The 22392-nt window shown below is 71.8% G+C and carries 19 protein-coding genes, 1 pseudogene and 1 riboswitch; of the genes and pseudogenes, 16 read left to right on the plus strand and 4 right to left on the minus strand.

Features of this window, described 5'->3' with window-relative positions; genetic code table 11:
- Window positions 1–189: 189 nt before the first annotated feature.
- Together ABZ420_RS33745 and ABZ420_RS33750 are read right to left on the minus strand one after the other, a co-directional pair.
- On the minus strand, window positions 190–600 hold the full coding sequence (locus ABZ420_RS33745; RefSeq protein WP_357131614.1) for a DUF3040 domain-containing protein: 411 nt from the start codon (window positions 598–600) through the stop codon (window positions 190–192).
- 356 nt (window positions 601–956) lie between these two features.
- Window positions 957–1397: an SAV_6107 family HEPN domain-containing protein gene (locus tag ABZ420_RS33750; protein ID WP_039797092.1), complete on the minus strand. Its 441-nt coding sequence runs from the start codon at window positions 1395–1397 to the stop codon at window positions 957–959.
- A gap of 170 nt (window positions 1398–1567) precedes the next feature.
- On the opposite strand from ABZ420_RS33750, the gene ABZ420_RS33755 reads away from it, so the two are divergent.
- The 5 genes from ABZ420_RS33755 to ABZ420_RS33775 all read left to right on the plus strand — a co-directional run bounded on the left by ABZ420_RS33755 (window position 1568) and on the right by ABZ420_RS33775 (window position 6707).
- Window positions 1568–2179 carry a GNAT family N-acetyltransferase gene (locus ABZ420_RS33755; RefSeq protein ID WP_062977533.1) on the plus strand — a complete coding sequence of 204 codons (612 nt, stop codon included), beginning with the start codon at window positions 1568–1570 and terminating at the stop codon, window positions 2177–2179.
- Between the two features lie 7 nt (window positions 2180–2186).
- Window positions 2187–3752, plus strand: a complete 1566-nt coding sequence (locus ABZ420_RS33760) for an NAD(P)/FAD-dependent oxidoreductase (RefSeq protein WP_357131564.1) — start codon at window positions 2187–2189, stop codon at window positions 3750–3752.
- Complete coding sequence (locus tag ABZ420_RS33765; protein ID WP_357131567.1) at window positions 3749–4618, plus strand: carotenoid biosynthesis protein; 870 nt, start codon at window positions 3749–3751, stop codon at window positions 4616–4618. Before ABZ420_RS33760 ends, ABZ420_RS33765 begins: the two co-directional genes overlap by 4 nt.
- A gap of 206 nt (window positions 4619–4824) precedes the next feature.
- A complete protein-coding gene (locus ABZ420_RS33770; RefSeq protein WP_357131617.1) occupies window positions 4825–5481 on the plus strand; it encodes a DUF3153 domain-containing protein in 657 nt (218 codons plus the stop codon).
- Window positions 5482–5516: 35 nt separating this feature from the next.
- On the plus strand, window positions 5517–6707 hold the full coding sequence (locus ABZ420_RS33775) for a glycosyltransferase family 2 protein (protein WP_357131570.1): 1191 nt from the start codon (window positions 5517–5519) through the stop codon (window positions 6705–6707).
- 3 nt (window positions 6708–6710) lie between these two features.
- On the opposite strand, the gene ABZ420_RS33780 is transcribed toward ABZ420_RS33775, so the two are convergent.
- Window positions 6711–7418, minus strand: a complete 708-nt coding sequence (locus tag ABZ420_RS33780) for a hypothetical protein (protein ID WP_357131573.1) — start codon at window positions 7416–7418, stop codon at window positions 6711–6713.
- Window positions 7419–7802: 384 nt separating this feature from the next.
- A riboswitch (SAM riboswitch) is annotated at window positions 7803–7896 on the plus strand.
- Between the two features lie 215 nt (window positions 7897–8111).
- Between ABZ420_RS33780 and ABZ420_RS33785 the strand changes: the two genes are divergently transcribed.
- From ABZ420_RS33785 to ABZ420_RS33825, 9 genes and pseudogenes are all read left to right on the plus strand, one after another.
- On the plus strand, window positions 8112–9731 hold the full coding sequence (locus tag ABZ420_RS33785; protein ID WP_357131576.1) for an ABC transporter substrate-binding protein: 1620 nt from the start codon (window positions 8112–8114) through the stop codon (window positions 9729–9731).
- 2 nt (window positions 9732–9733) lie between these two features.
- Window positions 9734–10738 carry an ABC transporter permease gene (locus ABZ420_RS33790; protein WP_357131579.1) on the plus strand — a complete coding sequence of 335 codons (1005 nt, stop codon included), beginning with the start codon at window positions 9734–9736 and terminating at the stop codon, window positions 10736–10738.
- A gap of 146 nt (window positions 10739–10884) precedes the next feature.
- The gene (locus ABZ420_RS33795; RefSeq protein WP_357131620.1) at window positions 10885–11682 is read left to right on the plus strand and encodes an ABC transporter permease; all 798 of its coding nucleotides are present in this window, start codon (window positions 10885–10887) and stop codon (window positions 11680–11682) included.
- A complete protein-coding gene (locus ABZ420_RS33800) occupies window positions 11679–13301 on the plus strand; it encodes an ABC transporter ATP-binding protein (RefSeq protein WP_357131582.1) in 1623 nt (540 codons plus the stop codon). Before ABZ420_RS33795 ends, ABZ420_RS33800 begins: the two co-directional genes overlap by 4 nt.
- Before the next feature lie 173 nt (window positions 13302–13474).
- A complete protein-coding gene (locus tag ABZ420_RS33805) occupies window positions 13475–13810 on the plus strand; it encodes a hypothetical protein (RefSeq protein WP_357131585.1) in 336 nt (111 codons plus the stop codon).
- Window positions 13810–14942: pseudogene (locus ABZ420_RS33810) on the plus strand (LLM class flavin-dependent oxidoreductase). The gene ABZ420_RS33805 and the pseudogene ABZ420_RS33810 overlap by 1 nt, the downstream one beginning before the upstream one ends.
- Window positions 14936–16309 carry an NtaA/DmoA family FMN-dependent monooxygenase gene (locus ABZ420_RS33815; RefSeq protein WP_357131623.1) on the plus strand — a complete coding sequence of 458 codons (1374 nt, stop codon included), beginning with the start codon at window positions 14936–14938 and terminating at the stop codon, window positions 16307–16309. The pseudogene ABZ420_RS33810 and the gene ABZ420_RS33815 overlap by 7 nt, the downstream one beginning before the upstream one ends.
- The gene (locus ABZ420_RS33820; RefSeq protein WP_357131587.1) at window positions 16306–17112 is read left to right on the plus strand and encodes a DUF1684 domain-containing protein; all 807 of its coding nucleotides are present in this window, start codon (window positions 16306–16308) and stop codon (window positions 17110–17112) included. Before ABZ420_RS33815 ends, ABZ420_RS33820 begins: the two co-directional genes overlap by 4 nt.
- Complete coding sequence (locus tag ABZ420_RS33825; protein ID WP_357131590.1) at window positions 17109–18269, plus strand: LLM class flavin-dependent oxidoreductase; 1161 nt, start codon at window positions 17109–17111, stop codon at window positions 18267–18269. Before ABZ420_RS33820 ends, ABZ420_RS33825 begins: the two co-directional genes overlap by 4 nt.
- Window positions 18270–18419: 150 nt before the next feature.
- Here the strand turns inward: ABZ420_RS33825 and ABZ420_RS33830 are convergent, their stop codons facing one another.
- Window positions 18420–19421 carry a methylenetetrahydrofolate reductase gene (locus ABZ420_RS33830; RefSeq protein ID WP_063054036.1) on the minus strand — a complete coding sequence of 334 codons (1002 nt, stop codon included), beginning with the start codon at window positions 19419–19421 and terminating at the stop codon, window positions 18420–18422.
- Window positions 19422–19657: 236 nt separating this feature from the next.
- Between ABZ420_RS33830 and ABZ420_RS33835 the strand changes: the two genes are divergently transcribed.
- Together ABZ420_RS33835 and crtI are read left to right on the plus strand one after the other, a co-directional pair.
- Window positions 19658–20740, plus strand: coding sequence for a polyprenyl synthetase family protein (locus ABZ420_RS33835; RefSeq protein WP_357131593.1), 1083 nt, complete (start codon window positions 19658–19660; stop codon window positions 20738–20740).
- A 37-nt stretch (window positions 20741–20777) separates the two neighbouring features.
- The gene (gene crtI, locus ABZ420_RS33840; RefSeq protein ID WP_357131596.1) at window positions 20778–22361 is read left to right on the plus strand and encodes a phytoene desaturase family protein; all 1584 of its coding nucleotides are present in this window, start codon (window positions 20778–20780) and stop codon (window positions 22359–22361) included.
- Window positions 22362–22392 lie beyond the last annotated feature (31 nt).

The raw sequence follows: 22392 nt of genomic DNA on the forward strand, positions 1-22392 counted from the left end.
CGAGCAACACGCGCTCGCACATCACGCCGCCGGATGCCGGCGACAATGACGACGACGTGGACGTGCCGTCGTTCATGCGGAGGGGCTGAGCGCTGGAGTGTGGTTCCGGCGCAGGCCGGGACCGACCGCGCCCGCACCATCGCGGTGCGGCGTCGCCGGTTCTGCTGAAGTTGTCAGGCTACGGGCGAGCTATTCTTGCTCGAACCGCCGCCGGAAGCGATCCTCCATGCGCTCGGAGAAACCGCCCGATTTCCGCTGCCGGCCCCGCCCGCCCGAACCGGAGGGCGCTTGACCGCCGGACCGATCGTTCTTGGCGGTGTTCTTCGAGGTGCCGAGCAACAGGAGTACACCGGCGCCGAACATCACGATGAATCCGATCAGGCTGATGATCGGGAAGCCGCCGGGCTTCACGGGCGCGGCGATGCCCGCGACGAGGAGAAAGAGGCCGAGGACGAACAACGCCGCGGCCTGGAGTCTGCGACGACTCGAGGTCGAACGTAGCCGTCCGCCGCGGACGGATGAGGCGAACTTGGGATCCTCAGCATAGAGAGCGCTCTCGATCTGTTCGAGCATGCGCTGCTCGTGCTCGGAGAGTGGCACGGTACCTCCCCCGGCACTAGGACGTGGCTGTCGCCTCCGGGTAGGCGACAGATAGCCGACCTTGGCGGCCATCTGTCACCAATGATACGAGTTCGATCAGGGCCAGACCACCTTATGGCTCAGTCGGACGCAGTCCGTCTTCAGAACGCGCACGGCCGGAGCGAAGGCGGAGGTACGCCTTATGGGCGCAGTCGGACGGAGTCCGTCTTCAGAACGCGCACGGCCGGAGCGAAGGCGAAGGTACGCCTTATGGGCGCAGTCGGACGGAGTCCGTCCTCAGAACGCGCACGGCCGCAGCGAAGGCGAAGGTACGCCTTATGGGCGCAGTCGGACGGAGTCCGTCCTCAGGCCGATAATCAAGCGGTCATGCCGCCGGTCACTCCCGGGGCGGGCCGCAACCGGGCCGACGCCGCGAGGAGGTCTTCCACGTCATGGAGGAATGCCGCCACCCGCGAAGAGAACTCGTCCGCCTCGTGTTCGTCGACATTCCGGTCCAGCCCCGCCTCCAGCGCCGCCCGGATCTCCGAGCGGGCGCTGAAGTAGTCGGCCCACATCACGAATTCCGGCGCGGCGCGCTGCATCAGCACCCAGGCGTTGCGCGAGCGCGCCCGGGGGGCCGCGTCGGCGCCCGTGAGCGCGATCACCGCGCCCGCGCCGCGCAGCGCGGCGAGGTAGGCGGTGCGGAACCGCTCCCGCGGATCCCGCTCCCCCGCCGCCTGCATGAGCAACCCGTCCGCGCGCTCCAGCAATTTGCCGGCCCGGCCGGGCCGGCCCGGATGTTCCACTCGACCAGACATCGCCGTCCCTCCACCATCGCGTACCTTGGCCGGTATCCCGTACTGGAGGCGAGGTGCCCCACCGCTTTCCAGCACCACCCGGACCGAACAGGTATTCGAACGTTTGAATTGAGCTTCAATATAGAGACGCCCACCGACAAACTTCCGCGTCCGCGCGACCGACGAGAGCCATGACCGCCGTCAAGCCCAATCACACTCCCGCACCCGCCGTCATCGATCTCTCGGTGGCGGCTCTGCGCTCCCGGCTGCACGACGCGCTGGCGGTCTACGTGGCCGCGATGGACTATCCGCGCGGGACCGAGAACCATCGCGCGCCGATGTGGACCGAGCACACCACCCGGCCCGGCTGGCAGGCGGTCGCCGCAGTGCTGCCCGACGACTCCGGCCGGATCGATCTGCGCCACGCGCCGATCGTGGCGATCGCCTACGGCTATCGCGGCGCCGCCCACCAGTGGTGGCACCAGCAGGTGCACAGCGGGATGCGGCGTTCGGGCTGGCCGGAACACTCCGCGCGCGAATTGCTGTCGGACTACTTCGAGCTCACCGAGCTGCATGTGCATCCCGCCGCGCAGGGTCGCGGCATCGGCGGCACACTGCTGGAACGGCTGCTGCGCGACCGCACCGAGCGCGCCGTGCTGCTGTCGACGCCCGAGGTCACCGGCGAGGACAATCGCGCATGGCGGCTGTACCGCAGGCAGGGATTCACCGACGTGGTCCGCAATTTCGTGTTCGCGGGCGACAACCGTCCGTTCGCGATCCTCGGCAGGCGGCTGCCGCTGTGAGGGTCACGTGACGGTGGTCGTCGTCGGCTCGGGCCACAACGCCTTGGTCGCCGCGTGCTATCTCGCCCGCGCCGGACACGAGGTGGAGGTGCTCGAACGCGACGACGTCCTCGGCGGCGCGGTGTCGACGGTCGAGCGGTTCCCCGGCCATCGGGTCGATCGCGGCTCGTCGGCGCACATCATGATCCGCCACACCGGCATCGTCGAGGAACTCGAACTCGACCGCTTCGGTCTGCGATACATCGACTGCGACCCATGGGGTTTCACGCCCGCGCACGCGGGCCGCTCCGCGATCGTGTTCCATCGCGACCTGGAAGCGACCTGCGCGTCGATCGCGGCGGCTTGCGGCTCGCGGGACGCGGCCGCCTACCGCCGGTTCGTGCGGACGTGGGGCCCGCGCAGCGCCCGGGTGATGCGGGCCTTCGGCGGCGGACCGACGCCGGGACGGCTGGTGCGGTCGTTCTGGGGACTGGACGCGAAGGACGGCGGCAGCGCTCTGTCGCGGGAATTCCTGCAATCCGGTGACGCGCTGCTGGACGCCTGCTTCGAGGACGAACGGTTGAAGGCGTCGCTGGCGTGGTTCGGCGCCCAGTCCGGGCCGCCGATGTCCGAGCCGGGCACCGCGCCGATGGTGGGCTTCGCCGCGCTCATGCACACCCTGCCGCCGGGGCGCGCGGTCGGCGGCAGCGGGGCGCTGACCACGGCCCTGGTGGCGCGGTTGCGATCCGACGGCGGGGTGGTGACCGCGGGCGACGCGGCGTCCGCGCTGCGCCGCGACGGCGACCGCTGGCGGGTGCGCACCGCCTCGGGCCGAGACCTGCGCGCGGACATCGTGATCGCGGGCTGCCATGTGCTGACGACGCTGGAGCTGCTGCGCGACGGCGGCTTCGACGGCGCGGTGCTCGACGACTGGCGCAGGCGCATCCGCGTCGGTCCCGGCATCGGGATGGTGGTGCGCGCCGCCACGTCGGCGCTTCCCCGCTATCCCGGCAGCCCGATCGAGCATTCCGCCCACGGCCTGCAATTCCTGGTGTCCGACCGCGCGCAGTTGCGCCGTGCGCACGGTGCGGCGCTCGCCGGGGACCTGCCGCCGCGACCGGTCGTCCTGGCGATGAGCTTCAGCGCACTGGACCCGACCATCGCGCCGCCCGGTGAACATCAGTTGTCGCTGTGGGCGCAGTGGCACCCGTACCGCCTGGCCTCCGGCGCCGACTGGTCCGATCTCGCGCGGCAGGAAGGCGACCGGATCATCGCCGAAGTGGAGTCCTACGCACCCGGTTTCGCGGAGACGGTGCTGCGCGGGCATGTGCAGACGCCGGTGGATCTGGAGCGCGAACTCGGGCTCGTCGGCGGCAACGTCATGCACGTGGAGATGTCGCTGGACCAGATGATGCTGTGGCGACCGCTGCCCGAGCTGGCGGGGCAGCGGGTGCCCGGCGCGCGGGGGCTGTATCTGACGGGCGCGTCCACACACCCCGGCGGCGGTGTCTCCGGCGCGAGCGGCCGCACGGCCGCCGCCCTCGCACTGCGCGACCTGCACCGGCGCGGGCTGTCCCGGTGGCTTCGACGATGACGGACTCGGGCGACCCGCCGCCTGCCCCGGCGGAACCCACCGCGACCGAGCACTCCGAGGGGCTGCTGTCCGGCTATCGCTCGGCGAGCTTTCTGCTGCCCCTCGTCCTCGTGGCGCTGACGATCGTCGCGCAGATCGCGTATCCGCTGACCACGGGCGGTGGGCGCGACCGCATCACCGTCGCGGTCGTGCTGCTGTCCACCGGCGCCGCGCTGGCGCACGCGACGGCGACCAGAGGATTGCGCTACGGCGTCGGCTTTCTGACCATCGTCTCCGGCATCGGGCTCACAGCGGAGGTGATCGGCACCGCGACCGGCATCCCGTTCGGCTGCTACGAGTACGCGACCGACCGGCTCGGACCGGCCTTGCTAGAGGTGCCGTTGATCGTCCCGCTGGCGTGGACCGGCGGGATGTACCCGGTGTGGGTGGTGGCCGGGATGCTGTCGCGGCGCACGATCGCCCGGATCGGGTGGACGGCGGTCGGCGCGGTGGGCTGGGACCTGTTCCTCGATCCGCAGATGGTGGCCGACGGGCAGTGGACCTGGTGTGACATCCATTCCGGACTACCCGGCCTCGACTGGATTCCGCTGACGAATTACCTGGGCTGGTTCGGTGTCGCGCTCCTGATGGCCGCGGTGCTCGCGGTCTGGGAGCGGGCGGCGCCGGATCCGGTGCGGACGCCGCGATCGCACGGCCGCCTGGTCGCGCTCACCGTTCCGGTGGCCTTGTTCCTGTGGACCTGGCTCGGATCGGCGCTGGCCCACGCGGTGTTCCTCGACCTTCCCTCCTCGGCGGGGTACGGCTTCGCCGGTATGGGTCTGCCGGGCGTTCCCCTGCTGGTCGCCCTGGCTCGCGCGCGCCGCTGACCCGCCGCCGCGTCCCGCGCCCGGCGCGCCGACGCGCGCTGCGACTGGCGCGTTTCATTCCGGGCGGCAGGCCTGGCACGATGTCACCCGTGCAGCCGAGTCCCGTCATCACGAAGCCCGATGCCCCGGACCTCCCGCAGCGGCGGGCCCCACGCCGCGGCGTGCGCGTCGCGTCGGTGGTCCTGCTCGCGGCGTTGCTGGTGCCGATGCTCGCGGGCTGCCTGCGGGTGCAGGTCTCGATGGGGGTCTCGTCCAACGACCGGGTGTCCGGCCGGATCGTCGCCGCCGTGGTGCCCGCCGACGCCGGGGACAAGGGCCCGCAGCTGAAGGCGCCCGAGACGCTGGCGGCCAAGTTGCGAGTGGAGCCGTACGCCCAGGACGGCTACACCGGCAGCCAGGTGTTCTTCGAGGACCTGTCCTTCGGTGATGTGCAGCAACTCGGCCAGCTGTCCGAGCAGACGCAGGGCATGTTCCAGTTGCAGTTCCAGCGCACCGGCGACCTGGTCAGCCTGAGCGGGCGGGTCGATCTGAAATCGCTGCCGCCGCACGGCTCGGACGTGCAGTTGACCATCGCGTTCCCGGCCCGCGTCGCCAAGACCAACGGCAGCCGCGAGGGCGACAACGTCGTCTCCTGGAAACTGCCGCCCGGTGAAGTGTCCAGGCCGCAGGCCGAGGTCAGCTACGCCGACCCGAATACCCGCTCGTTCGCGGGCTGGGCGGGCATCGCGGGCGGCATCACGCTCGCGGTGGCCGCCATCGTCGCGGCGATGGCGTACATGGACCGCAACCCCGCCGCGCCCGGCGCGCCGGAAGTCGGCTTCTCCCTGAGCCGCTGGTGGCGCTCGGTGACGCAGAATCGCTGAGCGGCAGGTCGGTGCGCCGGGATAGCGTGGCCCACATGGTGAGAGCCGACCTGCCGAAGACGTTGCGCGCGAACTCGATCCTGCCGACCTTCGCCACCGCGGTGGCGGCGCTCGGCGCGGGCATCGCGCTATACAACCGCATCACCGTGCCGAGGTTGACGAACGCCCCGACGACGGTGATCGAACCCGTCACCGTCTGCGTTCCCGCGCGCAACGAGGCCGACCGGCTGCCCGCCCTGATCGGTGACCTGCGCGCGCAGGTGGGCGTACCGCGTCTCGCGGTGCGCATCCTCGATGACGCGTCCACCGACGACACCGGCGCCGCCGCCCTGGCGGCGATCGGCGACGACCCGCGTTTCACCCTGCTGCGCACCGAGTCCGATCCGGTCGCAGGCTGGACCGGAAAGGCCGCCGCCTGTGTCCGGCTTGCGGAGGAGGTGTCGACGCCGGTGCTGATCTTCCTGGACGCCGACGTGCGGCTGGCCCCTACGGCGCTCGCCGCGGCGGTCGGCGCGCTGCGCACGCGCGCAGCCGCGCTGGTCTCGCCCTGGCCCCTGCAAGTGGCCGATTCCGTGGCGGAAGCCGTGGTGCAGCCTCTGCTGTGCTGGTCGTGGGCCTCGACGCTGCCGATCGCCGTGGCCGACCGGAGCCTGCGACCCGCCACGGCGGTGGCCTGCGGCCAGTTCCTGGTGTTCGACAACGCCGCCTACCGCGCGGTCGGCGGCCACACGGCCGTGGCCGGGAGCGTCACCGAGGACCTCGACATCGCCCGTACGCTGCGGCGAGCCGGTCACGCCACCGCTCTGGTCGCCGCCGGAGAGTTGGCCCGCACCAGGATGTATCGCGGCGCCGCCGACCTGGACGCGGGCTACACCCGCTGGCTCTGGTCGGCCTACGACGGCACGATCACGGGTGGAGCGGCGGTGGGACTCGTTGCGGCCCTCGCCTATTGGGTACCGCCCGCGGCCGCCGTGCTCGGCAGGGGCGCGGTCCGCCGGGCGGGCGCGATCGGCTGGCTCGCCGCCGTCGCCGGGCGCCTGCTGGCCCGCTCGACCGAGACCGGCGGCCCGCTGGGACGCGCGGACGTGCCCGCCGCCCTCGCGCATCCGGTGTCGGTGGCGGCGTATCTGCTGCTGTGGGCGCGTTCGCACCGGGCCCGCCGTCGCGGCACGGCGCACTGGAAGGGGCGTTCGCTCCCAGGAGCGGCGCCGCGCCGCGACAGCTGAATCTCACGGGACCGCGGTGATTCCGACCGTCGGCAGGAAGAAGCAGGACTTGGCGCCGTTCTGCACCGTGCCGAACACCGCGGCGAGAACGGTGCCCTTGCCGGTGTCCACCGGGACCGCCCGCACCCCGCCCATGGGGAGGGCCGCGAAGAGGAAGTCCCGGATCGCCTGCTCGGCCACCGGCCGCTGATCCGCGGGAACGGCAGCGGGGATCATCGCGCGGGCGATGTCGGCCAGCGGCCCCATGGCGGCCGTTCCGCTGCGTCCGTTGCTCAGATTGAGCCAGGCCACCTGCATTCCCGCGGTGTTCGCGCCGTCCGGCCCGAGGCCGTAGGGCACGAAGGTGAACATGGCTTGCCCGGCCTTGACGGCGCTGAGGTCCAGTCCGGGAAGCTGCACGGTGTTCTTCGGCCACGGCCCGGGTATGGCTCCCGCCACCGCGGGCGCCAGCCCGGCCGTGGTGTTGTCGAGGCAGAACGCCGACGCGCTCGGGTACGCGAACGGCTGGATACCGAGCGCGCGCAGCGCGTCGAGCGCGGCTTGATAGGCGCCGAACAGGTCACCGGGGGCGGCGATCGGCGCGGAGAGATCGGAGAACGCGGGAATCGTGGCATCCGGAGCCGCGAACGCGGCACCCGGCCCGGCAAACGCGAGGGCGACCGAACAGGTCGCGACAGCGGACAATTGGGTCAGACGACGCAAAGTGATCACGAAACCTCCTCATCGGCGGAACGATCGAGGGGCACAGTACTCCGGCAAACGGCTCCAACAGCACGGATTGCGTACAGCAATTTCGCGGCGAGTCTCGTTTGCCCGAAACAGGCTTCCGCGTGGCCGACCCGCGTTCCCCAGTCCTGGCGATACCCGTATGCTGCATCGGACCGCTGTCGTCCGGCGCTGGGCGCCCGTCCGCGAGGACGTGACAGCTCGCACCGCCCCTCGGCGAAGCAGCGCACGCCTGGTTACTACAAAGACCCGATCAACTGGCGTGGACAAGGTCTACGCTCACGCTGATTACTTCTCTTGTTCCAGCCTTCCCTTGCTGGGCATCATGATTCGGCTCGCCCCTCACATCGGTTGACAGGGGGTCGGCGCCAACCATCCAGAGCGACCGAGAGACCTGGCTCGTCGACGTCGCAGCAACCCCCCGGTCACCGGGTGCGGGTGCTTCCGCCGGGACCGATGGAGGAACCGAAGTGATCGTCGAGGACCCGTCATGAGTGCGTCCACCGCACCCGCGACCGCCCCGAATCGCGAATCAACCCACCCGGCCTGCCGAAGAAACGCTGAGCAGATGACGCAGCGCCGCTGTATGCCCGGCCGGCCGTCGGCGACCGGTGTCGCCGACGCCTTTCCCCAGCCGGGCGAGCAGCTCGCCCGCATCGAAGTATCTGGAGTCGCCTCGTGATCCGAACCCGTCACCGAATCGCCGCGCTGGCCGGCGCGCTCGCCGCGGCCACCACCATTGCCGCCTGCGGCAGTGATTCGGCCGCACCCGGCGGCGACGCGGGCCCGCCCCGGCCGGGCGGCACCCTGCGCTACGGCCTGTCCCAGGCGCCGACCTGCTCGGACCCGGCCCAGGCGGGCACCAACCAGACGCTGTACGTCGCCCGGCAGATCGTGGATTCGCTGACCGACCAGGATCCGGCCACCGGCGAGCTGAAGCCGTGGCTGGCGCAGAGCTGGGAAGCGAGCCCCGACGCGAAGGTCTTCACCTTCCACCTCACCGACGGGGTCACCTTCAGCGACGGCACGCCGCTCACCGCCGATTCGGTGCGCAACACGTTCGATTCGGTCGTGCGGCTCGGCTCGGGCAAGGCGCCGCTGGGCAGCAGCTACCTCACCGGCTACGTGGGCACCACGGCCGTCGACCGGCTCACCGCCCGAGTCGAGTTCAGCAAGCCCAACGCCCAATTCCTGCAGGCGGTCTCGACCGCCCAGCTCGGCATTCTCGCCGACGTGACCACGGCGAAGCCTGCCGAGCAGCGCTGCCTCGGCGACAACGTCGGCAGCGGGCCGTTCACCTACGCGGCCTACCGCCAGGACGCCGCAGTGACGCTGGCCAAGCGCAGCGGCTACCACTGGGGTTCGGCGGTGTTCGCCCATCGCGGCGAGGCATACCTGGACAAGATCGAGTTCACCGTGGTGCCCGAATCCGGCGTGCGCACCGGCAGTCTCGCCTCCGGGCAGCTGGACGCGATCAGCGACGCGTTGCCGCAGGACGCGCCGCAGATCGAGGCGGCGGGCGGCCGGGTGCTCAGCACCGCCAACCCGGGCGTGCCGTTCGGGCTGCAGCCCAATGTCACACGCGGACCGCTGCGCGATCCGGCGGTGCGCCAGGCGCTGCTGCCCGCGATCGATCGCAAGCAATTGGTGGACACCGTGCTCGGCCCGCAGTTCAAGCCCGCGACCAGCCCGCTGGCGAGCACCACACCCGGCTACACCGACCTCTCGGCACGGCTGGCCTTCGACCCGGCGAAGGCGCGCACCATCCTCGACCAGGCCGGGTGGGTGCCCGGCGCGGACGGCATCCGGACGAGGAACGGTGAGCGGTTGACGTTCTCGGTGCTCTTCAGCCAGGTGTTCGCGGGCAACCAGGCGATCCTCGAACTGGTGCAGCAGCAACTGCGGCAGGTCGGCGTCGAACTGAAGCTGGACCTGGTGTCGGTGGCGGAGACCACGGCGCGGCAGAACAGCAAGGACTTCGACACCTTCTACGGCAACACCACCCGCGCCGATGGCGACATCCTGCGCACCTCCTTCGGTCTCGACGGGCGCAATCTCAATGCGCGCGGCGCCATCCCGTCGCTGGACGACGCGCTGAACGGGCAGGTCGCCACCGTGGACACCACGGTGCGCAACGGGCTCATCCACACCGCGCAGCAGCAGGTGCTCGAGGCGGGCCTGCTGATCCCGACAGTCGAGCTGTCCCAGGCGATCGGAGCGGCGGCGAGCACGCAGGACCTGAAGTTCGAAGCCTCGGCGCGATTGCAGTTCTTCGACACCTGGCTGAGCGGGCGATAGTCATGGCGCGTTATCTGGCCCTGCGGGTGTTGCAGGCGATCTGGGTGCTGTGGGCGGCGTTCACGCTGTCGTTCGTGGTGTTGTACCTGCTGCCCGCCGACCCGGTCTCGATCGCGGCCGATGGAGGCGGGTCGGGCACCCCGGTGGACAAGGCCGCCATCGCCGAGTTGCAGGCCCGCTACGGGCTGGATCGGCCGCTGTGGGAACAGTATTGGACCGCGCTCGGGCACGCCGTGACCGGCGATCTCGGGCATTCCATCGCCACCGGGCAGCCGGTCACCGGCGCGATCGGTGACGCGCTGCCCGCCACGCTCGCGTTGACCGGCACCGCTCTGCTCTTCGCGGTCATCGGTGGCGTCGCGCTGGCGTTCGCGGCGACTCAGACCCGTCGGCCGTGGCTGCGCAACGCCTTGGCCGCGCTGCCGTCGCTGGGCGTCTCGGTGCCGACCTTCTGGACCGGGCTGCTCCTGCTGCAGGTGTTCTCGTTCCAGTTGCGGCTGGCACCCGCGTTCGGCGGGCACGGGTTCGCGGGCACGGTGCTGCCCGCGCTCACCCTGGCGCTGCCGATCGGCGCGGTCATCGCGCAGGTGCTCACCGCCGGGCTGGAGACGACCTGGCGTCAGCCGTTCGTCGATGTGGCCCTGGCCAGGGGCGGATCGCGCTGGTGGGTGCGGCGCACGCACGTGCTGCGTCCGGCCAGTGTGCCCGCGTTCACCATCGCGGGGGTGCTGGTGGGCAACATGCTCGCCGGATCGGTGGTGGTGGAGACGGTCTTCGCCCGTCAGGGCGTCGGGCGGCTGACCCAGACCGCGGTGCTGGCGCAGGACATCCCTGTGGTGCAGGGCATCGTGCTGCTCACCTCGGCGGTGTTCGTGGCCGTGAATCTCGCGGTGGATCTGCTGTATCCGCTGCTCGACCCGCGCATCGCCACCCGCTCCCGCGCCGCGGGCGGCGAGTCCGAGCGGACCGCCGTCGACGCCGCCGAGGAGGCGATCATCCGTGCCTGACGCCGCTTACGTCATTCGTACCGCCGCCGGACTCGCGCTCGGCGCGCCGCCGGCCGAGGAGGTGAGGACTCGTGGTTGACGTCATCGAGGAACGGCGCACAGCGGTGCTGCCCGGTCTGCGGCGCCCGGCCGTGCGCTGGAAGAGGCTGCGCGGCAATGCCGGACTGCTGATCGCGGGCGCTGTCGCGCTGCTCGCCGTGGGATGGGCGCTGGTGCCGTCGGTCTTCGCGGGCGGCGACCCGCTGACCGGCGTGCCCGCGCAGAAGTTCCAGGGCCCCAGCGCCGAACACTGGTTCGGCACCGACAATCTCGGACGCGACCTCTACACCCGGATGGTGCACGGCGCCGGGCTCTCGTTGACCGCCACGCTGGCCGCCGTCGGCATCGCGCTCGTCACCGGGTCGCTGCTCGGGCTGCTGTCGGGCGCGATCGGCGGCGTGGTCGACGCCGTGGTCATGCGGTCGGTCGATGTGCTGCTGTCGGTGCCCGCGCTGCTGCTGTCGCTCGCATTGGTCACCGCGCTCGGCTTCGGCACCGGCAATGTGGCGATCGCGGTGGGCGTTTCGCTGGTGGCCAATTTCGCGCGCGTGATGCGCTCGGAAGTGCTGCGGGTCCGGCAAGCGGTGTACGTGGAGGCGGCCCACGCCGCGGGGGTGCGCTGGTACACGGTGCTGGCCAGGCATGTGCTGCCCAATGCCTACCAGCCCGTACTCGCCTTGGCCGCGGTCGAATTCGGCATGGCGGTGCTGGCGGTGTCGGCGCTGAGCTTCCTCGGTTACGGCGCGAAGCCGCCCACCCCCGAGTGGGGAACGCTGATCTCGGAGGGCCGCAACTATCTCGCGACCGCGTGGTGGATGACCACCCTGCCCGGGTTCGTCATCATCGCCGTCGTGCTCGCCGCACAGCGCCTCGGACGCGCGATCGGGAACGGAGAACACCCGTGAACGCCTCGGAATCTCCGCTGCTGCAGGTCCAGGACCTGCGGGTTCGGTACCGGTCGGGAACCGGCGCGGCCACCGCGCTGAACGGGGTTTCGCTCACGGTGGCCCGCGGCGAGGTGGTGGCGCTGGTCGGCGAATCCGGCTCCGGCAAATCCACGCTCGCCCACGCCGTGATCGGCCTGCTCGGGTCGAACGCCGAGACCATCGGGGGGACCGTGACCTTCGACGGCGCCGTGGTCGACACCGGCTCCGAACGCGCGCTGCGGCGGCTGCGCGGAGCTCGCATCGGGTTCGTCCCCCAGGACCCCGGGCTGTCGCTGAACCCCGTCCGGCGCGTGGGTGATCAGGTGGCCGAAGCACTGCTGGTGCACGGGCTGGCCGACCGAAAGGCGGCGCGGACGCGGGCGATCGAACTGCTGGCCGACGCGGGACTGGATCGGCCGGAACTGCGGGCCGCTCAATACCCGCACGAGCTGTCCGGCGGGCAGCGCCAGCGGGTGCTGATCGCCGCGGCGCTGGCCTGCGCGCCGGACCTGGTCATCGCCGACGAGCCGACCAGCGCGCTCGACGTGACCGTCGCGCGCCGGGTGCTGGACCGGCTCGCCGAGCAGATCGCCGCGCGCGGCACGGCGGTGCTGCTGATCACCCACGATCTGGCCGTCGCCGCCGAACGCGCCGATCGGCTCGTCGTGCTCAACGGCGGCGAGGTGGTGGAGAGCGGCCCGACCGCCGAATTGCTGGCCACACCGCGCCACCCGTACACCAAGCGCCTACTCGCCGCCTCGCCCAGCCTCGCTCCGGCGGGCGGCTACCGCGAGCCCAAGCCACGCGACGGTAAGCCGCTGCTGGTCTTGCGCGAAGTGCACAAGACCTTCCGGGCGCACGGGGGCGACAGCGTGACCGCGGTGGCCGGGGTCGGCTTCGAACTGGGCCGCGGCGAGACCCTCTCGCTGGTCGGCGAATCCGGGTCGGGCAAGTCCACCACCGCGCGGATCGCGTTGCGGCTCACCGAACCCGATCGGGGCGAGGTCAGCTTCGACGGACAACCGCTGTCGAAGGCACGCGGGTCGCGGCTGCGCGCGCTGCGCAAACGCTTCCAGGTGGTGTATCAGAACCCCTACGCCTCGTTGGATCCGCGCTGGCGGGTGGGCTCGATCATCGAAGAACCGTTGCGCGCGTTCGGAGTCGGCAGTCGTGCGCAGCGGCGCGACCGGGTGGCGGAATTGCTGACGCAAGTCGCGCTGCCGTCCGGGTTCGCCCAGCGCAAGCCCGCCGAGCTGTCGGGCGGGCAGCGTCAGCGCGTCGCCATCGCCAGGGCGCTGGCGCTGCATCCCGAGCTGCTGGTGCTCGACGAACCGGTCTCCGCACTAGACGCCTCGGTGCAGGCGCAGATCCTCGAACTGCTGGACGGCCTGCAGGCCGAACTGGCGCTGAGCTACCTGTTCATCTCGCACGATCTGGCGGTGGTCCGCCGCATCAGCGACTACGTCGCGGTGTTGCGGCGCGGCCGCATCGTCGAATCCGGCCGCACCGCGGAGATCTTCGGCAACCCGCGGCACGAATACACCCGCGAACTCTTGTCGGCCATCCCGGCGCCCGCAATCCCGAAAGGCGTGTCGTAATGCCCCGTCCGACCTACCGCCACAGTCGGGTGCTGGACCGGCAGCAGCGCTGAGCCCCGTGCCGCAGCCGCCCGGAACCCGCCGTCGCGTCCTGCGCGATCACCCCTCCCCCCGCACCGGAGCCCACCATCGGCCACAAGCCGTGGTGGCACCGACCGAAAAGGATCGCCCTGATGGTGTACTCCGCCTTCAACCGGAAACCGGCCGCCACCGACGCCGAACCGTCTCCCGCGCCGGACGTCCCGTCCGCCCCCGCCGTCTTCGCACCCGATCCCGCGCGCTGGTGGCGCACCCGTCTGCGCGCCCCGCGTGCCGCCGACACCTCCGGCAACCCGCGCGTGCACGCGGTCGCCCCGGTCCGCGCCGAGCGCGACCGCCGCGCGGTCCGGTCCGCGCGCGGCATGCGCGCCGCACTATGGCAGCAGGCGCTGCTGCTGGGACCCGATGTCGCCGGATCCGGGACCCATCCGGCGCTGCGGCAGCAGATCGAAGCGGAGGGCACGGCCTGATGGCGCACTCCGGCTTCTTCCTCGCCGTCGAAGCGGCGGGCACCGGCGCGCACCCCGCGTCCTGGCGGCGTGCCGACTCGCGCGCGGAGGACCTGTTCACCGGACGGTACTGGACCGAGGTGATCGTCGCGGCCGAGCAAGCGGGCATCGACGCGGTGTTCCTGCCCGACTCGTTCGGCGTGCAGCCCGGCGGCCCCGGCGCCACCCGCGGCAGGCTCGACGCGGTCGCGATCGCCGCCCGCGTAGCCGCCGCCACCCACCGCGTCGGTCTGATTCCCCAGGCGCCGGTCACCCACACCGAACCGTTCCATCTGGCGAAGGCGATCCAGAGCTTGGACTTCGCCACGCTCGGCCGGGCGGGCTGGGAGGTCACCGTCTCCGAAGGAGACGAGCAGGCGCGGGCGTTCGGGCGCAAACCGGCGCAGGACGCGGCCGCGCTGTGGCACGAGGCCGACGAGGCGATCGAGGTCGCCACCCGGCTGTGGGACAGCTGGGAGGACGACGCGGAGATCCGCGACGCCTCGACCGGCCGCTTCGTCGACCGGGACAAGCTGCACTACATCGACTTCACCGGCGACAACTTCGCCGTGAAGGGACCCTCCATCACACCGCGCTCGCCGCAGGGCCAACCGATCGTCGCGGTGCGCGCCGACGGCGCGGCCGCCACCGCGGTCGCGCTGCGCCGCGCCGACCTGACCGGATCGGCGCGGACGATCTCGACGCGGCGCGGGCCCGGCGCACTGCCTTGCGCGCGGCGCTCGCGGACGCGGGACGCGACCCCGACAGCGTGCACGTGCTGCTGGATCTCGACATCCACTTGGCCGGCTCCGCGGACGCGGCACGGGCGGAAGCGCGCACCTTGGACGGCTGGGCCGGCCCGGTCCGCGCCGCAGCGTTCAGCACCCTGCGCCATCTCGGGACCGCCGAGACACTGCGCGAAGTGCTCGCGGCGGTGGACAGCGCCGAGGCCGCCGACGGCGTCGTCCTGCGGCCGCTCGCGCTTCCGGCCGCAGTGCGCCTGCTGCCCGGCCTCGACCGGAAGGCGCTGTCGGACAGCACATTACGTGCGCGCCTCGAACTGCCCCGTCCGGCGAGCCGCTACGCGATCAGCACGAAAGGCACCCCATCGTGACCGACAAGCCCCGCAAGCCGGTCCACCTCGCCGCCCACTTCCCCGGCGTGAACAACACCACCGTCTGGAGCGACCCCGAGTCGGGCAGCCAGATCGACTTCGCGTCGTTCGAGCATCTGGCGCGTACCGCCGAGCGCGGCCTGTTCGACTTCTTCTTCCTCGCCGAAGGGCTGCGGCTGCGCGAACATCGCGGCCGCATCCACGACCTCGACGTCGTGGGCAGGCCGGACACCTTCACCGTGCTCAACGCGCTGGCAGGGGTCACCGAGAAGCTGGGATTGGCCGGCACCATCAACAGCACCTACAACGAGCCGTTCGAGCTGGCCAAGCAATTCGCCTCGCTCGACCATCTCTCCGGCGGCCGCGCGGCCTGGAACGTCGTGACCTCCTCCGACGCGTTCACCGGCGAGAACTTCCGGCGCGGCGGCTATCTCGAGCACGGCGAGCGCTACCACCGCGCGGCCGAGACCGTCGAGGTGACCCGCGCGCTGTGGGACAGCTGGGCCGCGGACGCACTGGTCGTCGACCGGCAGGCCGGGGTGTTCGCCCGGGACATCCCCCAAATCCGCCATCGCGGAGCACAGTTCGACATCACCGCCCGATTCGTGCTGCCGCCGAGCCCGCAGGGGCATCCAGTGCTGTTGCAGGCGGGCGACTCCGAGGACGGCCGGGAATTCGGCGCTGCCACGGCCGACGCGATCTTCACCGGCCACGGCACTCTCGAGGACGGGCAGCGCTTCTACGCCGACCTGAAAGGCCGCCTGGCCAAGTACGGGCGCACCCCCGACGAGCTGAAGATCTTCCCCGCAGCCACTTTCGTCCTCGGCGACACCGAGGCCGAGGCGCAGGAACGCGCCAGGCACATCCGCCTCCAACAGGTCGGCCCGCAGACCGCGATCGCCTTCCTCGAACAGGTCTGGGGCCGGGATCTGTCCGGATACGACCCGGACGGACCGCTACCCGACGTCGAGCCCGTCGACGACGTGAACATCACCCGCGGCCGCGTGCGGCACGCCAAAGATCCCCGCGCGGTCGCCGAATCCTGGCGGGCCAGAGCCGAAGCCGAAGGACTCAGCATCCGGGAGCTGATCATCGAGGTCACCGCACGCCAGCAGTTCGTCGGCACGCCCGCGGCGGTCGCCGAGCGGATCGACGCCTACGTGCAGTCCGACGCCGCGGACGGTTTCATCCTCGTCCCGCACCTCACCCCGCACGGGCTGGACGAATTCGTCGACCGGGTCGTCCCGGAACTACAGGAGCGCGGCAGCTTCCGCACCGAGTACGCCGGAACCACCTTGCGCGACCACCTCGGCCTGCGCCATCCCCACCGTCGCACCACCGCCCACGAAGGAGCCGAAGCGTCATGACCACGAGCATCACCACCGTTTTCGAGACCGAGTGGGCGCGCTGGCACCACACGCGGGAAGACGAACTGCGCGACCCGCTCGGCTTCCTCGGCCTGACCGCGCTGCACTGGCTCACCGACCGCCCCGAACGCCTGCCGGACCTGCCCGGTACCTGGTGGGTCACCGACGAAAAGGTGTTCATCACCGCCCAGCCCGCCGACCGGCTCGAATACGACGGGCTCGGCATCGCGGGCGTACAGATCGTCACCCCTGCCGAAGGGGCGCCCGGGCTGCACGTCCGGCAGGAGCGCCGGGTGCTCGAGGTGATCCGCCGCACGGGCCGCTACGCCGTCCGGGTGCACGACCCCGCTTCGCCCGCCCTGCTGACCTTCGACGGCATCCCGGCCTACCGGCCCGACCCGCGCTGGGTGGTCCCGGGGCGCTTCACGCCGTTCGCGCAGCAGCGAACCGTGGTCACCGGCGCCGTGGTCGAGGGGCTCGAGCACCACCACAGCGCCGCGGGCACCATCGAATTCCGCATCGGCGAGGTGACCGAACGCGTCGTCGCGTTCGGCGACCAGGACAACCTGCGGGTGTTGTTCACCGACGCCACGAGCGGTGTGACGACCTACCCTGCGGCGCGATCGCTGACCGTGGGTACGCCGGAAGCGGACGGCACGGTGCTGCTGGACTTCAACCGCGCCGCGAATCTGCCGTGCGCCTTCACCGATTTCGCGACCTGCCCGGTGGCGCCCGCGCAGAACCGGCTGCGCGTGGCCATCGAAGCGGGCGAGCAGGACCCGCGGCCGGGACGTGCCGCATGAGCGGCCGGTTCGTTCCCCTCTCGATCCTGGACCTGTCCCCGATCAGCGCGGGCTCGACCGCGCAGCAGGCCCTGCGCAACACCGTCGATCTGGCCCAGCACGCCGAACAGTGGGGCTATCACCGGTACTGGCTGGCCGAACACCACTTCGTCTCGGTGGCCAGTTCCTCCTCGATCACCCTGATCGGGTTGGTCGCGGCGGCCACCGAGCGCATCCGGGTGGGTTCGGCCGCGGTGCAGGTGGGTCATCACACCTCGGCCTCGATCGTGGAAGCGTTCGGCACGATCGACGCGCTGTACCCGGGCCGGCTCGACCTGGGCCTCGGCCGGTCGGGGCATCGACGCGGCCAGTTCGGGGCGGAGGCCGCGCGGCCCGCGCGCGGCAAGCCCGTGATCGGCACGGTGACCGGACGCACCGAGATCCGTGACGGCGTTGTCGTTCCGCCGCCGTTCGACCCGGGCCGCATCCTGGACCGGTCCAAGTTCATCGCCTCGGTGGGCGCCCTCCAGCAGCGCGGCGCGCAGCCGCTGGAGTTCGCCGAGCAGGTCGGCGAGGTGCGCGCTCTGCTGGCGGGCACCTTCGTCAGCCCGGAAGGCGTTGCGTTGCACGCGGTCCCCGGTGAGGGCGCGCAGGTGCGATTGTGGCTGTTCGGCAGCACCGCGGGCGAGAGCGCGGAGCTGGCCGGGCGGCTGGGGCTGCCGTTCGCCGCGGCCTATCACGTCTCGCCGGGCACCGCGCTGGACGCGATCGAGGCGTATCGCGCGGCGTTCCGGCCGTCCGCCGAGCTGGCCGAGCCGTACGTGGTGATCTCCGCCGACGTGGTCGTGGCCGAGGACGACGCCACCGCGCGGCGGCTGGCCGCGAGCTACGGCCACTGGGTGCACAGCATCCGCAGCGGCGCGGGCGCGGCCGACTACCCCGATCCGGCGACCGTCGCCCCACTCACCGCGGAGCAGCGGCGATTGGTCGACGATCGCCTCGCCACCCAGTTCGTGGGGTCGCCGGGCACCGTCGTGGAGCGGCTTTCCGCGCTGCAACGCGTCAGCGGAGCGGACGAACTGCTGGTTACCACGATCACCCACCGGCACGCCGATCGGCTGCAATCGCATCGGCTGCTCGCCGAGGCATGGGGGCTGCGCGCGGCCCGCGCGGCCTGACGCGGCGCCGGTCGGCGCCCTCGAGCGCGCCGGCCGGTCACCGAGGCCGCCACAGTGGCTCGAATGCGCCGTCCTGGGGACGAGCGGCCGCCGGGCACGGCGTCGAAGCGGCCGGCGACGCCCACGTAGCGCCCACCCGAGGCGGGAGCCTCAGACGCTGACCGGGGCGGCCGTGACGCCGTAACCGAGGTTGGTCAGCACCTCGCTGGTCGCCTTGGCGAAATTGAGCGTGATGAAGTGCAGGCACGGCGCGCCCTCGTCGATCAGCCGCTGGGCGATCTCGGTGGCGATCTCGATGCCCGCCGCGCGCACCGCCGCGGCGTTCTCCTCCCCGCCGTCGCCCGCCGCCGTGCGCAGCCGCCGCATGACCGAGTCCGGCAGCGGCCTGCCGCACAGCTCCTCGGCGCGCTGCACCGTGCGCAGCGACGTGATCGGCATCAGCTCCGGAATGATCGGCTTGGCGCCCTCGATCGGGTCCAGCGCCACCAGCCGATCGCGCAAGCGCAGGTAGTGCTCGACGTCGAAGAACATCTGGGTGATCGAATACTCCGCTCCCGCACGCAGTTTCGCGGCCAGGAACGCGGTGTCGGTCGCCAGGTCCGGCGAGCGGTGGTGGCCCTGCGGGAACGAGGCCACGCCGACGTGGAAGTCACCGAGGTCGCGCACGATGCGCACCAGCTCCTCGGCGTAGGAGACGCCCTGCGGATGCTTGTGCCACTCCCCCAGCGGGTCGCCCGGCGGGTCGCCGCGCAGCACCAGGATGTTGCGGATACCGGAGTCGGCGTACGCGCCGACCAGCGAGCGCAGCTCCGCGACGCTGTGCTCCACCGCGGTCAGGTGCGCGACCGGCAGCAGCGTCGTCTGCTGCGCCAGTTCCCCGGTCACCCGGACGGTGCGGTCGCGAGTGGAACCACCCGCGCCGTAGGTCATCGACACGAACGCGGGATGCATGCACTCGAACTGCCGCACGGCGCGCCACAGCCGCGCCTCGGCGGCGGCGTCGCGGGGCGGATTGAACTCCACGGAGAACGGCACCGCGTGCCCCGCGTGAGCCCGCAGACTCTGTACGACCGAAGGTGTTCCAGAGACGTTCGGGTGCGTCCGGGACGGCCGGCCAGGGGTCGAGCTTCCCCGCACGTTGTCGAAAGTCACCGGTTCAGTGTAGAGGTGGCCGGTGGCGGCCCCGTCGGGTCGCTCGGACGTCCCGCGTATTCTTCGCTTCGAGCGACATGTTCGCCACGCCGAGCGACACGCGCGACCGCCCCCCGCTCGGCCCCGAATCACCCGCAGCGCCCGGGCACCCTCCGCGACCCCGTGCGTCCACCATCCGCACGACCTTGGAGGCTCCTCTGTCCGCCGCAACCGGTACTCAGACGCCACGTCCCGCGGTGCCGCAGCCGGGCACCCCCGCCTTCGTCACCGCCGTGGAAGACGCCCTGACCAGTTTCTTCGCCACCCGCCGCCCGACGACCGAGCGCCTCGGCCCGGTCTTCGTCGAGGCCACCGACGCGCTCGAGCAGTTCGTGCTGCGCGGCGGGAAACGCACCAGGCCCGCGTTCGCGTGGACCGGGTGGCTCGGCGCGGGCGGCGATCCGCACGCCCCCGAGGCCACCGCGGTGCTCACCGCCTGCTCCGCACTCGAACTCGTCCAGGCCTGCGCGCTGATCCACGACGACATCATCGATTCCTCCCGCACCCGCCGCCGCTTCCCCACCGTGCACGTCGACTTCGAGCAGCGCCACCGCGACCGCGACTGGGCGGGCGACTCGGCGCACTTCGGCGCCAGCGTGGCCATCCTGGTCGGCGACCTGGCGCTGTCCTGGGCCGACGACATGGTGCACGCGTCCGGACTGGCGCCCGCGGCCATCGCCCGGTTCGCCCCCGTGTGGGCCGACATGCGCACCGAGGTGCTCGGCGGTCAACTGCTCGACATCAACGGCGAGGCGGGCGGCGACGAATCGGTCGAGGCCGCGCTGCGGATCAATCGCTACAAGACCGCCGCCTACACCGTCGAACGCCCGCTGCACCTCGGCGCCGCCATCGCCGCCGCCGATCAGCAGCTGATCGAGGCCTACCGCCGGTTCGGCACCGCGATCGGGATCGCCTTCCAGCTGCGCGACGACCTGCTCGGCGTATTCGGCGATCCGGCCGTCACCGGCAAGCCCTCCGGCGACGACCTGCGCGAAGGCAAGCGCACCGTGCTGCTGGCCGAGGCGCTGCGCCGCGCGGACGAGATCGACGCCGCCGCGGCCGCGCTGCTGCGTTCGAGTATCGGCACCGACCTGAGCGCCGAGCAGGTGCAGCGGCTGCGCGTGCTGCTCGCCGAACTGGGGGCGGTCGACGAGGTGGAACGCCGGATCGCCGAACTCACCGACAGCGGTCTGGCCGCGATCGAGGCCAGTTCGGCGACGCCGGTGGCCAAGGAACGGCTGCGCGCGATGGCGCTGGCCGCGACCGAGCGCGCGGCGTGAGCCGGGTACCGGGCGCCACGGCAAGGAGACGAACCGGATGAGAACCGTTGCGGGACCGACCGATCGCGTCGTGGTGGTCGGCGCGGGCCTGGCCGGCCTGTCGGCCGCCCTCTACCTGACCGGCGCGGGTCACACGGTCACGCTGCTCGAGCGGGCCGACCACCCCGGCGGCCGGGTGGGGCGGTACCAGGGCGCCGATTACGAGATCGATTCCGGCGCCACCGTCCTCACGCTGCCCGAACTGATCACCGACGCGCTCGCCGCCGTGGGCCGCGCCCCGGAGACCTGCGAGCCCCCGCTGCGCATCCACCGGCTGGCGCCGGGCTATCACGCCCGGTTCGCCGACGGCGCGCAGATCAGGGTCTTCGCCGACCCGGACGCCATGGCCGCGGAGGTCGAGCGGGCCTGCGGCCCGGCCGAGGCACGCGGATACCGGCGCCTGCGCGCATGGCTGGCGCGGGTCTACGCGGCGGAGTTCACCGAGTTCATGGACACCAACTTCGACTCGCCGCTGGATATGGTGCGCCTCCCCGAAAAGCGCCGCGCGCTGGTCGAATTGGCACGTCTCGGCGGGTTCGGCAGGCTCGGCCCGCAGGTGCGCCGGTTCCTGCGGGATCCGCGCCTGGCGCGCCTGTTCACCTTCCAAGCCCTCTACGCGGGCATGCCGCCCGCGCAGGCGCTCGCCGTCTACGGCGCGATCCCGCACATGGACACCTCGCTGGGCGTCTACTTCCCCGAGGGCGGTATGCGCGCGATCGCCGCGGCGCTGGCGCAGGCGTTCGCCGAGGCAGGCGGCACGCTGGAACTGAACGCCGAGGTGGTCGGCATCGACTACGCGGGCAGGCGAGCCCGGCGAGCCCGCACCGCCGATGGGCGCTCGTTCGACTGCGACGCGCTCGTGCTCACCGCCGACCTCGGCTCGCTGGATCGTTTCGGTGTGCGACCACGGCGCGGGCTGCGCGCCTCGCCGTCGGCGCTCGTCGCGCACGGCACCGTCCCCGCCGCGGTCGCGGCGCGATGGCCGGTGCAGGCGCACCACACCATCGAGTTCGGGCAGGCCTGGGACCGCACGTTCACCGAGATCACCGCTCGCCGCGGCCGCGGCAAGCTGATGAGCGACCCCTCGCTGCTGCTGACCCGGCCCGCTCTGACCGATCCGAGCCTGTTCGTCGAACGCGGCGACGGACGCCACGAGCCGTTCTCCTTGCTCGCGCCGTGCCCGAATCTCGCGGCGGCGCCGCTGGACTGGCCGCGCCTTGGCCCCGCCTACCTCCGCGAGTTGCTCACCGTGCTGGAAGCGCGCGGCTACCGGGGCATCGCCGAGCACTTCGCCGTCGACCGGCTCGACACACCTCGGACGTGGCTCGACTACGGCATGCTCGCGGGCACGCCGTTCTCCGCCGCACACCTCTTCCGGCAGACCGGCCCCTTCAGGCCGCGCAATTTCCCGCGCTCCAGCGACAACGTGGTTATCGCCGGTTGCGGCACCACTCCGGGCGTGGGCGTGCCGACCGCCCTATTATCCGGAAAACTGGCGGCAAACCGCATCGCGGGCGAGGTCGGGCGCACTTCGCGTGCGACCCCGCGCACCAGCCGGATAGTGTTCGAGACGACGCCGTAAACTAAGCGCCGACCTATTCGCTCGCGGTTGC

It is taken from the genome of Nocardia sp. NPDC005745 (genome assembly GCF_040630775.1).
In the GTDB taxonomy this organism is placed as follows: domain Bacteria; phylum Actinomycetota; class Actinomycetes; order Mycobacteriales; family Mycobacteriaceae; genus Nocardia.

Coding starts and splice junctions, on each gene's coding strand:
- ABZ420_RS33750 (WP_039797092.1), bottom strand. CDS start 1,397: ATGTCTGGTCGAGTGGAACATCCGGGCCGGCCCGGCCGGGCCGGCAAA.
- ABZ420_RS33755 (WP_062977533.1), top strand. CDS start 1,568: ATGACCGCCGTCAAGCCCAATCACACTCCCGCACCCGCCGTCATCGAT.
- ABZ420_RS33765 (WP_357131567.1), top strand. CDS start 3,749: ATGACGGACTCGGGCGACCCGCCGCCTGCCCCGGCGGAACCCACCGCG.
- ABZ420_RS33770 (WP_357131617.1), top strand. CDS start 4,825: ATGCTCGCGGGCTGCCTGCGGGTGCAGGTCTCGATGGGGGTCTCGTCC.
- ABZ420_RS33775 (WP_357131570.1), top strand. CDS start 5,517: ATGGTGAGAGCCGACCTGCCGAAGACGTTGCGCGCGAACTCGATCCTG.
- ABZ420_RS33790 (WP_357131579.1), top strand. CDS start 9,734: ATGGCGCGTTATCTGGCCCTGCGGGTGTTGCAGGCGATCTGGGTGCTG.
- ABZ420_RS33805 (WP_357131585.1), top strand. CDS start 13,475: ATGGTGTACTCCGCCTTCAACCGGAAACCGGCCGCCACCGACGCCGAA.
- ABZ420_RS33820 (WP_357131587.1), top strand. CDS start 16,306: ATGACCACGAGCATCACCACCGTTTTCGAGACCGAGTGGGCGCGCTGG.
- ABZ420_RS33825 (WP_357131590.1), top strand. CDS start 17,109: ATGAGCGGCCGGTTCGTTCCCCTCTCGATCCTGGACCTGTCCCCGATC.
- crtI (WP_357131596.1), top strand. CDS start 20,778: ATGAGAACCGTTGCGGGACCGACCGATCGCGTCGTGGTGGTCGGCGCG.